The organism is Escherichia sp. TW09308, assembly GCF_000208565.1.
Taxonomy (GTDB): Bacteria; Pseudomonadota; Gammaproteobacteria; order Enterobacterales; family Enterobacteriaceae; genus Escherichia; species Escherichia marmotae.
On sequence record NZ_AEME01000001.1, the window covers coordinates 1127112 to 1143232 of the forward strand.

Below are 16121 nucleotides of genomic sequence, written 5' to 3' on the forward strand. Positions count from 1 at the left end.
AGAGGAATTTTCACGGCGATGCAACGCGTACATTTGGCACGGAATCGCGCCCGCAAAAATGCCCGATAAGCAACATGCTTACCGGGCATCAGAAGGGAGTTTAAGCCAGCGCCTGGGCCAACAGAGTAATCGGATGTTCGCAGCGAAGGCTCGTGGACATCTCAATCTGCCATTTGCAGGTTTCGCAGTCGGTGACGACCAGATCTGCGCCGCTCTCTTCTATCTGACGGAACAGTGGCGCTCCGATGGCTTGTGAGGTGGGGTAGTTCTCTTTTTTGAATCCATAAGTACCAGCAATACCGCAGCACTGAGAATCCAACACTGTCAGTTCAAGCCCAGGGATTTTACGTAATAGTTCCAGGGTGTAGAGCGTCCAGCCCATTTTTTCCATATGGCATGGGGTGTGATAAACCACTTTCAGCGGCAGCGGTTTAAGTGGCAAGGTTTTGCCTTCATCTAACTTGCGCCACAGCCAGCGGGTTGCCAGTTCGATATGATCGCGTAAGCCTTTGTTGTCGACATTCAACACTTCCGGATATTCATCGCGCAGGGCAAACGTACAGGTGGAGGAGGTGGCAATCACCGGAATGCCTTTCGCTCCGACAGCTTCGCGGATCGATTCCACGTTGATAATCGCCTGTTTACGCGCCTTATCGGTAAAACCGTTGGCAATCAGCGGCACACCGCAGCATTTCTCTTTGCTGAGCAGTTGCACGCCCGTTCCCATCGCGTTGAGTACTTTAATTAAATCTTTACCCAGTTGTGGATGGTTGTAATTGACGAAGCAGCCGTGGAAGAACGCCACCTGATCTTTATACTGCGCCTGCTGTGCCGCCACGCTGCGATACCAGCGGCGGAAGGTGCCGAAGGAGTATTTCGGCAGTGTGCGACGGTGGTCGATTTTTAACGCGGCATCAAGCAGTTGTCGCACCGGTTTTAGTGAGGTAGCGGTGTTAACGATAGGCGCGAACGGCGTAGAAAAGCTGCCCATCAGGTCGGTATGACTTAAAACGAAATTGCGCAGCGACGGGCGCGAGGTGTCGTATTTTGCTCGTGCGCGCTGGATGATATCGCCAATCTTCACATCGGATGGACAGGCGACTTCGCAACGTTTGCAGTTAATGCAATATTTCAGCGCCTCGTCATACAGTGCGCCATCTTTCAGACGCAGACGTTCGCCATCTGGTCCCGCCTGTTTTGGCCCCGGATAGCCCGGATTCACCCGGCTCACCGGACAGGCGGTGGTGCAGACGGTGCACTTAATGCAGTTTTCGAAGCTGGTATCGTTCATTCTTGGCCTCCTGCGCGTTGGGCAATCTGTTGAGCAGCATGTAATGCACTGACAGCACAAACGCCGCCGCCGCATCCCTGGGCGATGGGATCAAATCCGCCCAGCACCGAACCAATGGCAAACAGGTTTTCTATCGTTTGACCTGCCAGCGACGGGCGTAGCGCCTCGTCAGTGGTCACGCCGAATTGTTGCCACGGTTGCGGAGCGAAAAAGTCACTTCGATACCACTCACCCCGCGTGGCGGTTTGCAGCACATCAAGGCCGAGAATCGGTTCGCGAATACCGTCGCGTTCTGCCACCAGCCCCCCGCTAAAGAAGCTGCCACTGGCAAGCACGGCAAAGCGTGGACGTAGCGGAATATCGGCGTGATTACGGGTCCATATTTCACTGACGACGCCATTTTTGCAGGTCACTTTTTTTACTTCATCGCCCGGCATCCACACACCGCCCTGGCGCACGAACTGATGTTGAAGCTGATTTTGCAGACGAATACCCAGCACGGAAGGCGGCAATGTTGGCAGTAACATTAATGAACAGGGCAGTTGCTCATTCAGCCAGCGCCACAGTTTGTTATCGGTCAGGCCGAAACAGGCGGGCATCAGGATCATTTCACAGGTGTTGGCAACAGGGATAAGCGCATCGATCAACAGTGGCCAGTTTTCTTCGTTATCAAGGAAACGGGCAATATTCACTGCACGAAATTCGGTGGCGTTATTGCGTAAGACATCCAGTTCCGGCAATTCAATTTCAGCAGTTTCGACAGCAAGATTTAATTCACGTAACGAGGCTGCCGCCAGGTGTGCCTGAAAATCCATCAGGCCACTTATTCCCACTACGCATATTTTCTTCGCGGGCAGCGGCCAGACTGGGATTTCTGGTGAGCTTAGCCAGGTTGAGCGTAGCGTGCCGAGAGGAGTAACCCGCTGGTGAGCCAGTTCTACGCTGCCCTGCAATTGCGCACCGCTTTCTGCAATTAACGCCTGCGCCCGGCAAGCGAGGTCGAGCACGCGCTGTGGGCCGAGTTGGCTGTAGGGATGGGAGGGGGCCAGGCGACCCAATGTTTCCAGTCCGTCGTGAATATCTGTCACCGGCTGCCCATCTGGCAGATGGCTTAGTAAATCCAGTGAGCCGGACGAGAAATGCAGCGCGCTCTGACCGCGAGTGACAATCGCACAACGCAGACCGTGTTTTTGTAGTTGCAGGCCGCAGAGTAATCCGGCAAGGCCGCCGCCCATAATGACAGTATCAAATCGCATCTTTCTGCTCCTTCTCCAGACCACACAGCCCCTGATAAACCCAGCGGGTAAATTCGCTTTCGCGCAGCGCATCGCCCCAGGCAATGGGCTGCACACCTTTCCAACGTTCGTTAAGGAAGGTGGACAGTTGCTCGATAGATTGCGTGGACGTGGTGACGTTAAAGCGTTGCAGCAGTCCGGCGGCGCGGCAGGCGCAGAGTTCGCCCTGACAGGTCCCCATCCCCACACGGGTGCGACGGCGTAAGTCCAGCAGGCTGTTGACGTTTAAATTTTCTACCGCGTATTGCACTTCGCCTGCAGTGACAGCTTCGCATTCGCACACCAGGCTCCGGTGCAAGCGGCCTTCACTTAACCAGGCTGGCGTGCGATCACCGTGACGATAAACCGCAGAACCGCGAAGTGGTGCAGGGAGGGAAATGATTTTTTGCAGTGTCACTTCAGCCGGTTCTTGTGAACCCGGTAGTGCCAGGTCGGCGGTTGTGCAGGGTCGCGAGTTGCCCAGTTTGCGGCAGACGGCATCTGTGGCCCATTCCGCCATCAGACGGTAGGTCATCAGTTTGCCGCCGGTAATGGTGATAAATCCGTCCAGGCCATCGCGTTCGGCGTGATCGAGCAGCACGATGCCGCGACTGACATTACGCCCGCTCGGATCGTCATCGCTGGCAACCAGTGGGCGCACACCAGAGTAGGCACGCAGAATGCGCGTTTTCGCCATCACCGGAGCCAGTTTTTCCCCTTCACGCAGCAGGATATCGACCTCTTCTGCCGTCACCCGATTATCGTCAATTTCGTCATAATCAATGCGTAAAGAGGTGGTGCCAATCAGTGAAATAGTATCGCCGGGCACCAGAATATCAGCGTCAGAAGGTTTACGGCAGCGATTGATCACGTGCTGATTAATGCGGTGATCCATGATCAGCAGCGATCCTTTGGCCGGGAACATGCGAATACGCAGATCGGCATACTCGGCAATATGTTGCCCCCAGATCCCGGCAGCATTCACCACCACTGGTGCATGGAGCGCCTGGGTTTCGCCTGTAAGATGATTGCGCACGCGAACGCCACACACCGTCGCGCCTTCACGAAGCAGGCCAGTGACTTCATGGGCGGTGAGGATAACCGCACCGTGTTCTTTTGCATCGAGCATGTTCGCAGCGGTCAGGCGGAATGGGTCCACGGTGCCATCCGGGACTTTTACCGCGCCAATCAATGCCGGGTTAACGGAAGGTTCGATAATGCGTGCTTGCTGCGGATCAATGGCTTCCGCGCTGATCCCCGCCTCCTGACAAGCGCGAATAAACGTAGCCTGGAAAGAGAGGTCATCTTCCGGCAGGGTGATAAACAGGCCGTTGGTCGGTTCCACACAGTGACGCGCGATGCGTTTTAAAATCTGGTTCTCACTAATGCATTCGCGGGCGGATTCCGCATCTGTTACTGCATAACGTGCGCCGCTGTGCAGCAGACCGTGGTTACGCCCGGTCGCGCCTGTTGCGATATCGTGTCGCTCAACCAAAATCACGCGCAGCCCGCGCAGGGCACAGTCGCGGGCAATCCCGGCTCCCGTTGCGCCGCCGCCAATGATAATCACGTCACTTGTTTGCGAGTCGCGAGTTTTCATTGTTATCCCTCTGAAGTTCGTTTTTTACCATTTAGCCATAGTAAAAACATGAATTGTTTGATTTCGCGCATATTCGCTCATGATTCGAAAGTGAAACGTGATTTCATGCGTCTTTCAGAACATTTCAACCATCGTATTTAATAATGTGTGCGGTAATTCACATTCATAAAATGAATGATTAATTAACATCGCGGCCACTCAAGAAACGGCAGGTTCTTCTATTGAATCAGTCTGTTAATCATAAATAAGACCACGGGCCACGGAGGCTATAAATGTTGAGTATTTTTAAACCAGCGCCACACAAAGCGCGCCTACCTGCTGCGGAGATCGATCCGACTTATCGTCGATTGCGCTGGCAAATTTTCCTGGGGATATTCTTTGGTTATGCCGCTTACTATCTGGTTCGTAAGAACTTTGCTCTCGCTATGCCCTATCTGGTGGAGCAGGGATTCTCTCGTGGGGATTTAGGTTTTGCCCTTTCCGGTATCTCCATTGCTTACGGATTTTCGAAATTCATCATGGGGTCAGTTTCGGATCGCTCGAATCCGCGCGTTTTCCTGCCAGCAGGTTTGATTCTTGCGGCGGCAGTGATGCTGTTTATGGGCTTTGTGCCGTGGGCGACTTCCAGCATTGCGGTGATGTTTGTTCTTCTGTTCCTCTGCGGTTGGTTCCAGGGAATGGGATGGCCGCCGTGTGGTCGTACTATGGTGCACTGGTGGTCGCAGAAAGAGCGTGGCAGCATTGTGTCAGTATGGAACTGTGCGCATAACGTCGGTGGTGGTATTCCGCCGCTGCTGTTCCTGCTGGGTATGGCCTGGTTTAATGACTGGCACGCGGCGCTCTATATGCCTGCTTTCTGTGCCATTCTGGTGGCGCTTTTCGCTTTTGCCATGATGCGCGATACCCCACAATCCTGTGGTTTGCCGCCGATCGAAGAGTACAAAAATGATTATCCGGACGACTATAACGAAAAAGCGGAACAGGAACTGACTGCGAAGCAGATTTTCATGCAGTACGTACTGCCGAACAAGCTGCTGTGGTACATCGCTATTGCCAACGTATTCGTTTATCTGCTGCGCTACGGCATCCTCGACTGGTCGCCAACCTACCTGAAAGAGGTGAAGCATTTCGCGCTGGATAAATCTTCCTGGGCCTACTTCCTTTATGAGTACGCGGGCATTCCGGGCACTCTGCTGTGTGGCTGGATGTCGGATAAAGTCTTCCGCGGTAACCGTGGGGCAACTGGCGTCTTCTTTATGACTCTGGTGACCATCGCTACTATTGTTTACTGGATGAACCCGGCAGGTAATCCGACTGTTGATATGGTTTGCATGATTGTCATTGGCTTCCTGATCTATGGTCCCGTCATGCTGATAGGTCTGCACGCGCTGGAACTGGCACCGAAAAAAGCAGCAGGTACGGCGGCGGGCTTTACCGGGCTGTTTGGTTATCTTGGCGGTTCTGTGGCGGCAAGCGCAATTGTCGGTTACACCGTTGACTACTTCGGCTGGGATGGCGGCTTCATGGTGATGATTGGCGGCAGCATTCTGGCAGTTATCTTGTTAATTGTCGTGATGATTGGCGAAAAACGTCGCCATCAGGAATTACAGCAAAAACGCAACGGAGGCTAATGGCATGAAACTGACACTTAAAAACCTTAGCATGGCGATCATGATGAGTGGAATGATCATGGGAAGCAGTGCAATGGCGGCAGACAACAGCGAGAAAATTGTAATAGCCCATCGCGGCGCAAGTGGTTATTTGCCGGAGCATACGCTACCCGCAAAAGCGATGGCGTATGCGCAAGGGGCTGATTATCTGGAGCAGGATTTAGTGATGACCAAAGACGACCATCTGGTCGTCCTGCATGACCACTATCTTGACCGCGTTACTGATGTGGCCGAGCGTTTTCCGGAGCGGGCGCGTAAAGATGGCCGTTACTACGCGATAGATTTTACGCTGGATGAAATTAAGTCTTTAAAATTCACTGAAGGCTTCGATATTGAAAATGGCAAAAAAGTGCAGACTTTCCCCGGACGCTTCCCGATGGGGAAATCTGACTTTCGTGTGCACACTTTCGAAGAAGAGATTGAATTTGTTCAGGGGTTAAACCACTCGACGGGGAAAAATATCGGCATCTATCCAGAAATTAAAGCGCCGTGGTTTCATCATCAGGAAGGGAAAGATATTGCGGCTAAAACCCTGGAAGTGCTGAAAAAATACGGTTACACCGGTAAAGATGACAAAGTTTATTTGCAATGCTTTGATGCTGATGAGCTGAAACGTATTAAAAATGAGCTGGAACCGAAAATGGGCATGGATCTTAATCTGGTTCAACTGATTGCCTATACTGACTGGAATGAAACCCAGCAGAAACAACCAGATGGAACCTGGGTTAATTACAGTTACGACTGGATGTTTAAGCCGGGTGCCATGAAGCAGGTAGCGGAATATGCTGACGGCATTGGCCCGGATTACCATATGGTGATTGATGAGACATCGCAGCCGGGCAATATTAAACTTACCGGAATGGTGAAAGACGCGCAGCAGAATAAGTTGGTTGTGCATCCTTATACCGTGCGGTCGGATAAGCTGCCAGAATATACGACCGATGTGAATCAACTGTATGACGCTCTGTATAACAAAGCGGGTGTTAATGGGCTGTTTACGGACTTCCCGGATAAAGCAGTAAAATTCCTCAATAAAGAGTAACTTCAGTCTCGGATGGCACTTACGTGCCATCCGCTATTTCCCTTCATTCAAAATCCCATTCACGTCAGAGTGAAATTAATTCTTCAATAAAGTCAGTTAGTTATCTTTGCTTGCTGTTCTTTAGCGTGAGATGACGAGTTCCCGACAAATGAAATCCCTTAAGAAACACTTTTTATTAAGTTTTTCTTAAGGTGAACACCTATAGTCATTGTCGTTAACAATAAAAACAAGGCGACAGGGTATGGCAGTTTCAGCAAAACTCGACGAATTCAATCATTGGTGGGCTACAGAAGGTGACTGGGTTGAGAAACCGAATTACCGCCGCAACGGCATGAGCGGGGTGCAATGCGTCGAGCACAACGGCAAAAAGCTGTATGTAAAGCGCATGACTCGGCACCTGTTTCATTCTATCCGCTATCCGTTTGGTCGCCCGACGATTGTGCGCGAGGTTGCGGTGATAAAAGATCTGGAACGCGCTGGCGTGATTGTGCCGAAAATCGTTTTTGGAGAAGCGGTGAAAATTGATGGCGAATGGCGTGCGTTACTGGTGACTGAAGATATGGCGGGTTTTGTCAGTATTGCTGACTGGTATGCACAGCATGCAGTAACGCCCTATCCCAACGATGTACGGCAAGCAATGTTGGAAGCAGTGGCGCTGGCATTTAAAAAGATGCATAGCGTTAATCGTCAACACGGCTGCTGCTACGTTCGCCATATCTATGTGAAAACAGAAGGTAAGCCAGAAGCCGGTTTTCTTGATCTGGAGAAAAGTCGCCGTCGTCTGCGTCGCCATAAAGCGATTAATCATGACTTCCGGCAACTGGAGAAATATCTGGAGCCGATCCCTAAAGCGGACTGGGAACAGGTGAAAGCGTATTACTACGCCATGTAATCGTTGTAGGCCAGATAAGACGCATCAGCGTCGCATCTGGCAACTATTCGCGCATGCCATGTTGGATGCGGCGTAAACGCCTTATCCAACCTACAAAAAGCCGTTGTAAGACAGATAAGACGCATCAGCGTCGCATCTGGCACTAGTACTCGATCACAACTCGATTTCAATATCGCCTTTTGCCCGGCAACAACAGGGCAAAATTTCCCCTGGCTGAATAAAGGCTAACGGTTCGGCAATCCAGTCCACCTGGCCTGCAACAAGACGCGTGCGACAGGAGCCGCAGTAGCCTTCGCGACACTGATACTCAACCGCCACATTGTGGGATTCCAGCGCTGCCAGAAGGGAAGGGTGTTCATCCTGGCACAGCAGTTGTGTGCCAGTGATGCGCAGGGTAACGCGAGCCATCAGAGTTGGAAGTTACTCAAATCGTCGGTGTCCACTTCCGAATCAATCTGTCCGACCAGATAAGAACTGACTTCCACTTCCTGCGGAGCAACCTGCACATTATCAGACACCAGCCAGGTGTTGATCCACGGGATCGGGTTGGAGCGTGTCTGGAACGGCAGATCCAAACCGACAGCCTGCATACGGATATTGGTGATGTATTCAACGTACTGGCAGAGAATGTCTTTGTTCAGACCAATCATTGAACCGTCACGGAACAGATAATCCGCCCAGTCTTTCTCCTGTTGCGCCGCCTGGACAAACAGGTCATAGCACTCTTGTTTGCACTCTTCGGCAATTTCCGCCATTTCCGGATCGTCCGCACCGCTGCGCAGCAGATTCAGCATATGCTGAGTGCCGGTCAGGTGTAGTGCTTCGTCACGGGCAATCAGGCGAATAATCTTGGCATTGCCTTCCATCAGCTCACGTTCAGCGAAAGCGAAGGAACAAGCGAAGCTGACGTAGAAGCGAATTGCTTCCAGCGCATTAACGCTCATCAGGCACAGATAGAGTTTTTTCTTCAACTCGCGCAGGCTGACAGTTACGGTTTTACCGTTAACGGTGTGGGTGCCTTCGCCCAGCAGGTGCCAGTAACTGGTCATTTCGATCAGTTCGTCGTAGTAAGCCGAAATCCCTTCTGCGCGTTTCTGGATCTGCTCGTTGGTGACAATATCGTCAAACACAACAGACGGATCGTTAACAATATTACGAATAATGTGCGTGTAGGAACGGGAGTGAATAGTTTCCGAAAACGCCCAGGTTTCTACCCAGGTTTCCAGTTCTGGAATCGAAATCAGCGGCAGAAGCGCTACGTTCGGACTACGACCCTGAATGGAATCCAAAAGCGTCTGGTACTTCAGGTTGCTGATAAAGATGTGCTTTTCGTGCTCTGGCAGCGCCTGATAATCGATACGGTCGCGGGAGACATCAACTTCTTCCGGACGCCAGAAGAAAGAGAGCTGCTTTTCGATCAACTTTTCGAAGATTTCATATTTTTGTTGATCGTAGCGAGCCACGTTGACCGGCTGACCAAAGAACATCGGTTCTTTGAGCTGATCATTCTTCGTCTGTGAAAATGTGGTATATGCCATGAATATGTCCTGTTGGGAGTTTAATGCCGGATAAGGCGTTCACACCGCATCCGGCATCACAATATCAGATCTTACATGCACCGCTTTCGCAGCCATCGTCCTGGATTGACGGCACCAGATCGTCCTGCGCGTCTTCTGCGCCATCACGGGTGTTCTGATAATACAGCGTTTTGACCCCGAATTTGTAGGCGGTGAGCAGGTCTTTCAGCAACTGCTGCATCGGCACTTTTCCTGACGGGAAGCGCGATGGATCGTAGTTGGTGTTAGCAGAGATCGACTGGTCGATGAATTTCTGCATGATACCCACCAGTTGCAAATAACCATCATTACCCGGCATTTCCCACAGCAGCTCATAGGCGTCGTGCAGGTGTTCATAGTCTGGCACCACCTGGCGCAGAATCCCGTCTTTCGACGCTTTAATGCTGACGTAACCACGTGGCGGCTCAATACCGTTGGTGGCGTTAGAAATCTGCGAAGAGGTTTCTGACGGCATCAGCGCTGAAAGCGTGGAGTTACGCAGGCCGTGGGTTTTGATCGACTCACGCAATGCTTCCCAGTCGTAATGCAGCGGCTCATTGGCGATAGCATCCAGATCTTTCTTGTAGGTATCGATCGGCAGGATCCCTTTTGCGTAGGTGGTTTCGTTAAACCACGGGCACGCGCCTTGCTCTTTTGCCAGTTCGTTAGACGCTTTCAGCAGATAATACTGGATCGCTTCAAAGGTTTGGTGCGTCAGGTTGTTGGCGCTGCCGTCGGAGTAACGTTTACCGTGCTTCGCCAGATAGTAAGCGAAGTTGATCACGCCAATACCCAGCGTACGACGACCCATTGCCCCGCGTTTTGCCGCCGGGATTGGGTAATCCTGATAATCCAGTAGCGCATCAAGCGCACGTACTGCCAGAATCGCCAGTTCTTCAAGTTCATCCAGGCTGTTAATTGCGCCCAGGTTGAAAGCAGACAGCGTACACAGCGCGATTTCACCGTTTTCGTCGTTGACGTCATTCAGCGGTTTGGTCGGCAGGGCGATTTCCAGGCACAGGTTAGACTGGCGCACTGGCGCAACAGCCGGATCAAATGGGCTGTGGGTGTTGCAGTGGTCAACGTTCTGAATATAGATACGACCGGTAGACGCGCGTTCCTGCATCATTAGCGAGAATAGCTCAACCGCTTTCACGCGCTGTTTACGGATGCTGTCGTCTTTCTCATACTTGGTGTACAGGCGCTCAAATTCTTCCTGATCGGCAAAGAACGCGTCGTATAACCCCGGAACATCGGATGGACTGAACAGGGTAATATCTTCACCTTTCAGCAGACGGGTATACATCAGCTTGTTGATTTGTACACCGTAGTCCATATGGCGCACGCGGTTGCCTTCAACCCCACGGTTGTTTTTCAGCACCAGCAGGCTTTCAACTTCCAGATGCCATATTGGGTAGAACAACGTAGCTGCACCACCGCGTACACCGCCCTGGGAGCAGGACTTCACTGCGGTCTGGAAATGTTTATAGAACGGGATACAACCCGTGTGAAACGCTTCGCCGCCGCGAATCGGGCTACCCAGTGCACGAATGCGACCGGCGTTGATGCCAATACCTGCACGCTGGGAAACGTATTTCACGATTGCGCTGGAGGTGGCATTGATGGAATCCAGGCTGTCGCCGCACTCGATCAGTACGCAGGAGCTGAACTGGCGAGTCGGGGTACGCACGCCGGACATGATTGGCGTCGGCAACGAAATCTTAAACGTGGAAACCGCATCGTAAAAACGCTTCACGTATTGCAGACGCGTTTCACGCGGGTAATTCGAGAACAGGCACGCAGCAACCAGAATATAGAGGAACTGGGCGCTCTCGTAGATTTCTCCGGTCACGCGGTTTTGTACCAGATATTTGCCTTCAAGCTGTTTAACAGCAGCGTAAGAGAAGGTCATATCACGGTCGTGATCGATAAACGTGTCCATCTGCTTGAACTCTTCTTCCGTGTAGTCTTCCAGCAGATGATTATCGTATTTGCCCATTTCAACCATTTTTACCACGTGATCGTACAGCGCTGGCGGCTCAAACTGGCCGTAGGCTTTTTTACGCAGGTGGAAGATCGCCAGACGCGCGGCGAGATACTGATAATCCGGTGCTTCACGGGAGATCAGGTCAGCGGCAGCCTTGATAATGGTTTCGTGGATGTCGGAGGTCTTGATGCCGTCATAAAACTGAATGTGGGAGCGCAGCTCGACCTGGGAAATCGAAACGTTATGCAGCCCTTCTGCCGCCCAGTCCAGAACGCGATGGATTTTATCGAGATTGATGCGCTCTGTGCTACCGTCGCGCTTTGTCACCAGCAGATTCTGATTCATGTATGTCGTACCTGTTTTTGGAATACTTTCCGCAATAGCATCGCTTTGACTACCTGTAGTAAGGAAAGTCGCAATGAACACTATATATAGGGGGTATGTTTGGGATTCACTGCAAGATAGTGTGAAAATGGCCCTCTTGCAAGTGCATAACTTTGTGGATAAGTCGCAACGGGAAAAGTGGCTTCCACGCACCTTAGGTCAGACAAGGTGTCCGGGAAAGTCAATGGGAAGAGAAAAAATTGTTAAAAATAACCGTTCGGTGATTTCTTGAACGTTCAATTTGAGATAATTATTGATCCAGGTTATTTATTGCGCTTATGTCAGGAGTGGCGAAAATTGATACCAGCACAAATTCATATCACGTTGTGACTTAATGTTATGTTTATGATGTGAGCGAATGTAAATGGTTGTGGTTCACGGAAGCGGTATTTTTTAATCAGCAGATGTGAAATAAAAATTTGCGATGTTGATTATTCCAGGTAAACAAGAAACGAATTAATCAGTTTGATGTGTTTTAATTATTGTTATTTCATAATTTAGTAAATATCAAAAAGAATAATTAATCTCTTTCAGAAGATAATATTTTTAGTATATAGGTTTTAAATTCTTCTTGCTTACAATTAGTCATTATCTACAATCGTAATATGTCTTTTAATGATGGCGTGTTATTTCTCACAGGCTGTCAGATTATGAATAAAAAATGGATTGTTTTTATCAGGAAAGAATATCTCTTAATTTTTCTGGCTGTCGTTGCATGTGCGTTTACACGAGCGAATGCAGCGTCGCAGATTATGCCTTCATGTCAGGGTGTTAACGTTATAGCCAGTTGCCGGGCCAGTCGCCAGAGCCTTTCAGGTAGTACACAGGTCTGGAATGTTGCTGACGGGCAATGGCTTATTTTTTCTTCTATGAAAAATGATACCAGTGGAGGTGCGGTATTTTTACAACAAGGTGCCAATTTCACATTGTCAGCACAAGACGGAACAGGGATGACGCTGTTTGAAAATAATACCGTGAGTGGTGAGTATAATAATGGCGGGGCTATCTTTGCGAAAGAAAATTCAACGCTGAATCTTACTCAGGTTATTTTTGACGGTAATGTAGCAGGGGGGTATGGGGGGGCGATCTATTCCGCGGGGACAAATGACGCTGGTGATATTGATCTTAGCGTCACCAATGCTGTATTTACAGATAATATTGCTAACGATGGCAAAGGTGGCGCAATATATTCAATTAATAATAATGTCTACTTAAATAACACGGTTTTTAATAATAATCAGGCATATACATCAACGAGTTACAGTGATGGTGATGGTGGAGCTATCGATATTACTGATAATAATAACGATAAAACACATCCATCAGGCTTTACAGTCATTAATAATACTTCATTTATAAATAACACTGCCGAAGGTTATGGTGGTGCAATTTATACCAGCAACGCAATTTCTCCTTATCTTATTGATATCGCTGTTGATGACAGTTATAGCCAGAACGAGGACGTATTATTAGATGTGAATAACAGTGCATTTGCTTACGGTGAAGAGGCTTCGGCAGCGGCAGGAGGCTTTCTGTATATGGGGTCAAGTGAGATCCGTTTTGATATTGCGGCTGGTAAAACTTTGATCATTGGCAGTACGAAAAATGATGGGGCTATCGATTCCATTGCGGGGACGGGCTTTATTACCAAAGCCGGAGCGGGCGAACTGGTGCTTAACGCTGATAACAATGATTTTACCGGTGAGATGAGAATTAAAAACGGTGAAGTCATGTTGGGGCGGAATAATTCGCTGATGAATGTTGGTGACAATCAGTGCCAAAACAATCCGCAAAATTGCTATGGTCTGAGCGTTGGCAGTATCGGACAGACAGATAATCAGGCTGAGCTTAACGTTGGAACGACTCAGCAAACATTTGTACATTCGTTAACGGGTTTTCAGAATGGCACTTTAAATATTGACGCCGGTGGTAATGTTACTGTCAACCAGGGCGGTTTTGCCGGGACTGTTCAGGGGGATGGGCAACTGACTATTGCTGAAAACGGTAGTTATGTCCTGACGGGAGCGCAGTCGATGGCACTGACCGGCGATATTGTGGTGGAAGACGGGGCGATTCTCTCCTTAACCGGTAATGCTGATGACCTGGCGGCGATGCAGAACGATCCACAGTCAATCGTGCTAAACAATGGTGTGCTGGATCTTTCCGATTTTACTACCTGGCAGAGTGGTACGGCAGAAAACGATGGTCTGGAAATTAGCGGCAGCGGCGGCACGGTGATTGGTAGTCAGGACGTTGCCGATCTCTATGGCGGCGACGATCTGCATATTGGCGATGACGGGAAAAAAGGTGTCTATGTGGTGGTGGATGCAGGTGATAGACAGGTAAGCCTGGCGAATGACAATCCATATCTGGGCACTACGCAAATCGCTTCGGGAACGCTAATCGTTAGCGATAATTCACAGCTTGGCGATACGGATTACAACCGTCAGGTCATTTTTACCGATAACCAGCAAAATAGTGTAATGGAGATAACTGCAGATGTTGACACATGCTCAGCGACGGCGGGGCATGGGCGTAATATCGAAATGCGCGCTGATGGTGAAGTCGCAGTTGATGCGGGGGTCTACACGCAATGGGGGGCGTTGATGGCCGACAGTAGTGGGCAGGATCAGGATGCTGGCAGCACACTAACGAAAACAGGCGCAGGCACCCTGGAACTGACCGCCAGTGGTACGGCGCAGTCGGCGGTGCGAGTGGAGGAAGGCACGCTGAAAGGTGATGTTGCGGATATCTTTCCTTATGTTTCGTCGTTGTGGGTCGGTGATGGGGCTACGTTCGAGACTGGTGCGGATCAGGATATTCAGTCTATTGATGCGACTTCCAGCGGCACTATCGATATCAGCGATGGCACCGTCTTACGTTTAACCGGACAGGAGACTTCCGCCGCGTTGGATGCCTCACTGTTTATCGGTGGCGGTACTCTGGTCAATGTCTCCGATGGTACGGTATTGACCGGTGAGCTTAATACCAATCTTGAAACAGACAGCCTGACTTACCTTTCAGACGTGACGGTCAATGGTGATCTGACCAATACTTCCGGTGAGGTGAGTCTGCAAAATGGTGCTGCTGGCGACACACTGACGGTGAATGGCGATTACAATGGCGGCGGTACGTTGCTGCTCGATAGTGAATTAGACGGCAATGATTCTGTAAGCGATCTGCTGGTACTTAACGGCAATACCTCCGGTAACACCACGGTAGTGATTAACCCGATTACTGGCATTGGCGAGCCGACATCCACAGGTATTAAAGTGGTTGATTTCAATGCCGATCCCACACAATTTCAGAACAATGCGCAGTTTAGTCTGGCGGGCAGCGGCTACGTCAATATGGGCGCTTACGACTATATGTTGGTGGAAGATAACAGCGACTGGTATTTGCGTTCGCAAAAAGAGACTCCGACGCCGCTACCTGAGCCGGAACCGACTCCCGATCCCACGCCTGATCCTGCACCAACCCCGATGCCTGCTTACCAGCCTGTGTTGAATGCGAAAACCGGGGGATATCTTAATAACCTGCGAGCGGTAAACCAGGCATTTGTGATGGAGAGACGCGACCATGCCGGTGGCAACAGTCAATCGCTACATTTACGCATTTTGGGTGGGCACGAGCATTACACTGCCGTGGGGCAAATGGCCCTGCACGAAGACACTTCTACGATACAGCTTAGTGGCAACCTGTTAAGTGAAAACTGGGGGGATGATGGCGAATGGACACTGGCGGGCGTTGGAAGCTACAGCAATAACCAGGGATATAGTCGCTCGAATATCACCTCAACCCGTGCCGATAACCAGAACCGCGGTTATGCCGTTGGTCTGACATCAAGCTGGTTTCAGCATGGCAGTCAAAAGCAGGGGGCATGGCTTGATAGCTGGCTGCAATATGCCTGGTTTAATAACGATGTCAGCGAGCAAGGCGATGGTGTGGACCATTATCGTTCATCAGGGATCGTTGCGTCGCTGGAGGCGGGGTATCAGTGGTTACCGATGCGCGGCGTATTAATTGAACCGCAAGCGCAGGTTGTCTATCAGGGCGTGAAGCAAAATGATTTCACCGCCGCTAACCGTGCTCGGGTGTCCCAATCGCAGGGTGATGATATTCAGATGCGGTTGGGATTACGCAGCGAATGGCATACCGTCGTTCATGTCACGCCAACGTTGGATCTGAATTATTATCACGATCCTCATTCGGCAGAAATTGAAGAAGATGGCAGCAATATTAGCGATGATGTGGCGAAGCAGCGTGGTGAAATAAAAGTGGGGATAACAGGCAATATTAGCCAGCGAGTTTCCCTGCGCGGCAGCGTGGCGTGGCAGAAGGGAAGTGATGATTTTGCCCAGACGGCAGGATTTTTGTCGATGACGGTGAAATGGTAATTACTGCCCGCCCGGCATCGTTGCCGGA

The 16121-nt window shown here is 50.5% G+C and carries 10 protein-coding genes; 4 read left to right on the forward strand and 6 right to left on the reverse strand.

Annotation, left to right across the window (positions count from 1 at the left end):
- Nucleotides 1-100 precede the first annotated feature (100 nt).
- From glpC to glpA, 3 genes are read right to left on the reverse strand one after another with little or no spacing between them, the layout of a single operon-like run.
- Nucleotides 101-1291, reverse strand: coding sequence for an anaerobic glycerol-3-phosphate dehydrogenase subunit GlpC (gene glpC, locus ESM_RS0105555; protein WP_001000345.1), 1191 nt, complete (start codon nucleotides 1289-1291; stop codon nucleotides 101-103).
- Complete coding sequence (glpB, locus tag ESM_RS0105560) at nucleotides 1288-2547, reverse strand: glycerol-3-phosphate dehydrogenase subunit GlpB (protein WP_001209914.1); 1260 nt, start codon at nucleotides 2545-2547, stop codon at nucleotides 1288-1290. The genes glpC and glpB overlap by 4 nt, the downstream gene beginning before the upstream one ends.
- Nucleotides 2537-4165, reverse strand: a complete 1629-nt coding sequence (gene glpA, locus ESM_RS0105565; RefSeq protein ID WP_000857297.1) for an anaerobic glycerol-3-phosphate dehydrogenase subunit A — start codon at nucleotides 4163-4165, stop codon at nucleotides 2537-2539. The genes glpB and glpA overlap by 11 nt, the downstream gene beginning before the upstream one ends.
- A 272-nt stretch (nucleotides 4166-4437) precedes the next feature.
- Here glpA and glpT point away from each other — a divergent pair, with 272 nt between their 5' ends.
- The 3 genes from glpT to inaA all read left to right on the forward strand — a co-directional run bounded on the left by glpT (nucleotide 4438) and on the right by inaA (nucleotide 7769).
- Nucleotides 4438-5796: a glycerol-3-phosphate transporter gene (gene glpT, locus ESM_RS0105570; protein ID WP_000948746.1), complete on the forward strand. Its 1359-nt coding sequence runs from the start codon at nucleotides 4438-4440 to the stop codon at nucleotides 5794-5796.
- Nucleotides 5797-5800: 4 nt separating this feature from the next.
- A complete protein-coding gene (glpQ, locus tag ESM_RS0105575; protein ID WP_000779068.1) occupies nucleotides 5801-6877 on the forward strand; it encodes a glycerophosphodiester phosphodiesterase in 1077 nt (358 codons plus the stop codon).
- 241 nt (nucleotides 6878-7118) lie between these two features.
- On the forward strand, nucleotides 7119-7769 hold the full coding sequence (gene inaA / locus ESM_RS0105580; RefSeq protein WP_000301036.1) for a lipopolysaccharide kinase InaA: 651 nt from the start codon (nucleotides 7119-7121) through the stop codon (nucleotides 7767-7769).
- Between the two features lie 153 nt (nucleotides 7770-7922).
- On the opposite strand, the gene yfaE is transcribed toward inaA, so the two are convergent.
- The 3 genes from yfaE to nrdA all read right to left on the reverse strand — a co-directional run bounded on the left by yfaE (nucleotide 7923) and on the right by nrdA (nucleotide 11657).
- On the reverse strand, nucleotides 7923-8177 hold the full coding sequence (gene yfaE / locus ESM_RS0105585) for a ferredoxin-like diferric-tyrosyl radical cofactor maintenance protein YfaE (RefSeq protein ID WP_000135039.1): 255 nt from the start codon (nucleotides 8175-8177) through the stop codon (nucleotides 7923-7925).
- Nucleotides 8177-9307, reverse strand: a complete 1131-nt coding sequence (gene nrdB / locus ESM_RS0105590; RefSeq protein WP_000332038.1) for a class Ia ribonucleoside-diphosphate reductase subunit beta — start codon at nucleotides 9305-9307, stop codon at nucleotides 8177-8179. The genes yfaE and nrdB overlap by 1 nt, the downstream gene beginning before the upstream one ends.
- Nucleotides 9308-9371: 64 nt before the next feature.
- Complete coding sequence (nrdA, locus tag ESM_RS0105595) at nucleotides 9372-11657, reverse strand: class 1a ribonucleoside-diphosphate reductase subunit alpha (RefSeq protein WP_001075189.1); 2286 nt, start codon at nucleotides 11655-11657, stop codon at nucleotides 9372-9374.
- A gap of 689 nt (nucleotides 11658-12346) precedes the next feature.
- Here nrdA and yfaL point away from each other — a divergent pair.
- Complete coding sequence (gene yfaL, locus ESM_RS0105605; RefSeq protein ID WP_001036999.1) at nucleotides 12347-16093, forward strand: AIDA-I family autotransporter adhesin YfaL/EhaC; 3747 nt, start codon at nucleotides 12347-12349, stop codon at nucleotides 16091-16093.
- Nucleotides 16094-16121 lie beyond the last annotated feature (28 nt).

Excerpts from the sequence above, each read along its gene's own strand:
- glpC (WP_001000345.1), bottom strand. The coding sequence starts at position 1,291 with ATGAACGATACCAGCTTCGAAAACTGCATTAAGTGCACCGTCTGCACC.
- glpB (WP_001209914.1), bottom strand. The coding sequence starts at position 2,547 with ATGCGATTTGATACTGTCATTATGGGCGGCGGCCTTGCCGGATTACTC.
- inaA (WP_000301036.1), top strand. The coding sequence starts at position 7,119 with ATGGCAGTTTCAGCAAAACTCGACGAATTCAATCATTGGTGGGCTACA.
- yfaE (WP_000135039.1), bottom strand. The coding sequence starts at position 8,177 with ATGGCTCGCGTTACCCTGCGCATCACTGGCACACAACTGCTGTGCCAG.
- glpA (WP_000857297.1), bottom strand. The coding sequence starts at position 4,165 with ATGAAAACTCGCGACTCGCAAACAAGTGACGTGATTATCATTGGCGGC.
- nrdB (WP_000332038.1), bottom strand. The coding sequence starts at position 9,307 with ATGGCATATACCACATTTTCACAGACGAAGAATGATCAGCTCAAAGAA.
- nrdA (WP_001075189.1), bottom strand. The coding sequence starts at position 11,657 with ATGAATCAGAATCTGCTGGTGACAAAGCGCGACGGTAGCACAGAGCGC.
- yfaL (WP_001036999.1), top strand. The coding sequence starts at position 12,347 with ATGAATAAAAAATGGATTGTTTTTATCAGGAAAGAATATCTCTTAATT.
- glpQ (WP_000779068.1), top strand. The coding sequence starts at position 5,801 with ATGAAACTGACACTTAAAAACCTTAGCATGGCGATCATGATGAGTGGA.
- glpT (WP_000948746.1), top strand. The coding sequence starts at position 4,438 with ATGTTGAGTATTTTTAAACCAGCGCCACACAAAGCGCGCCTACCTGCT.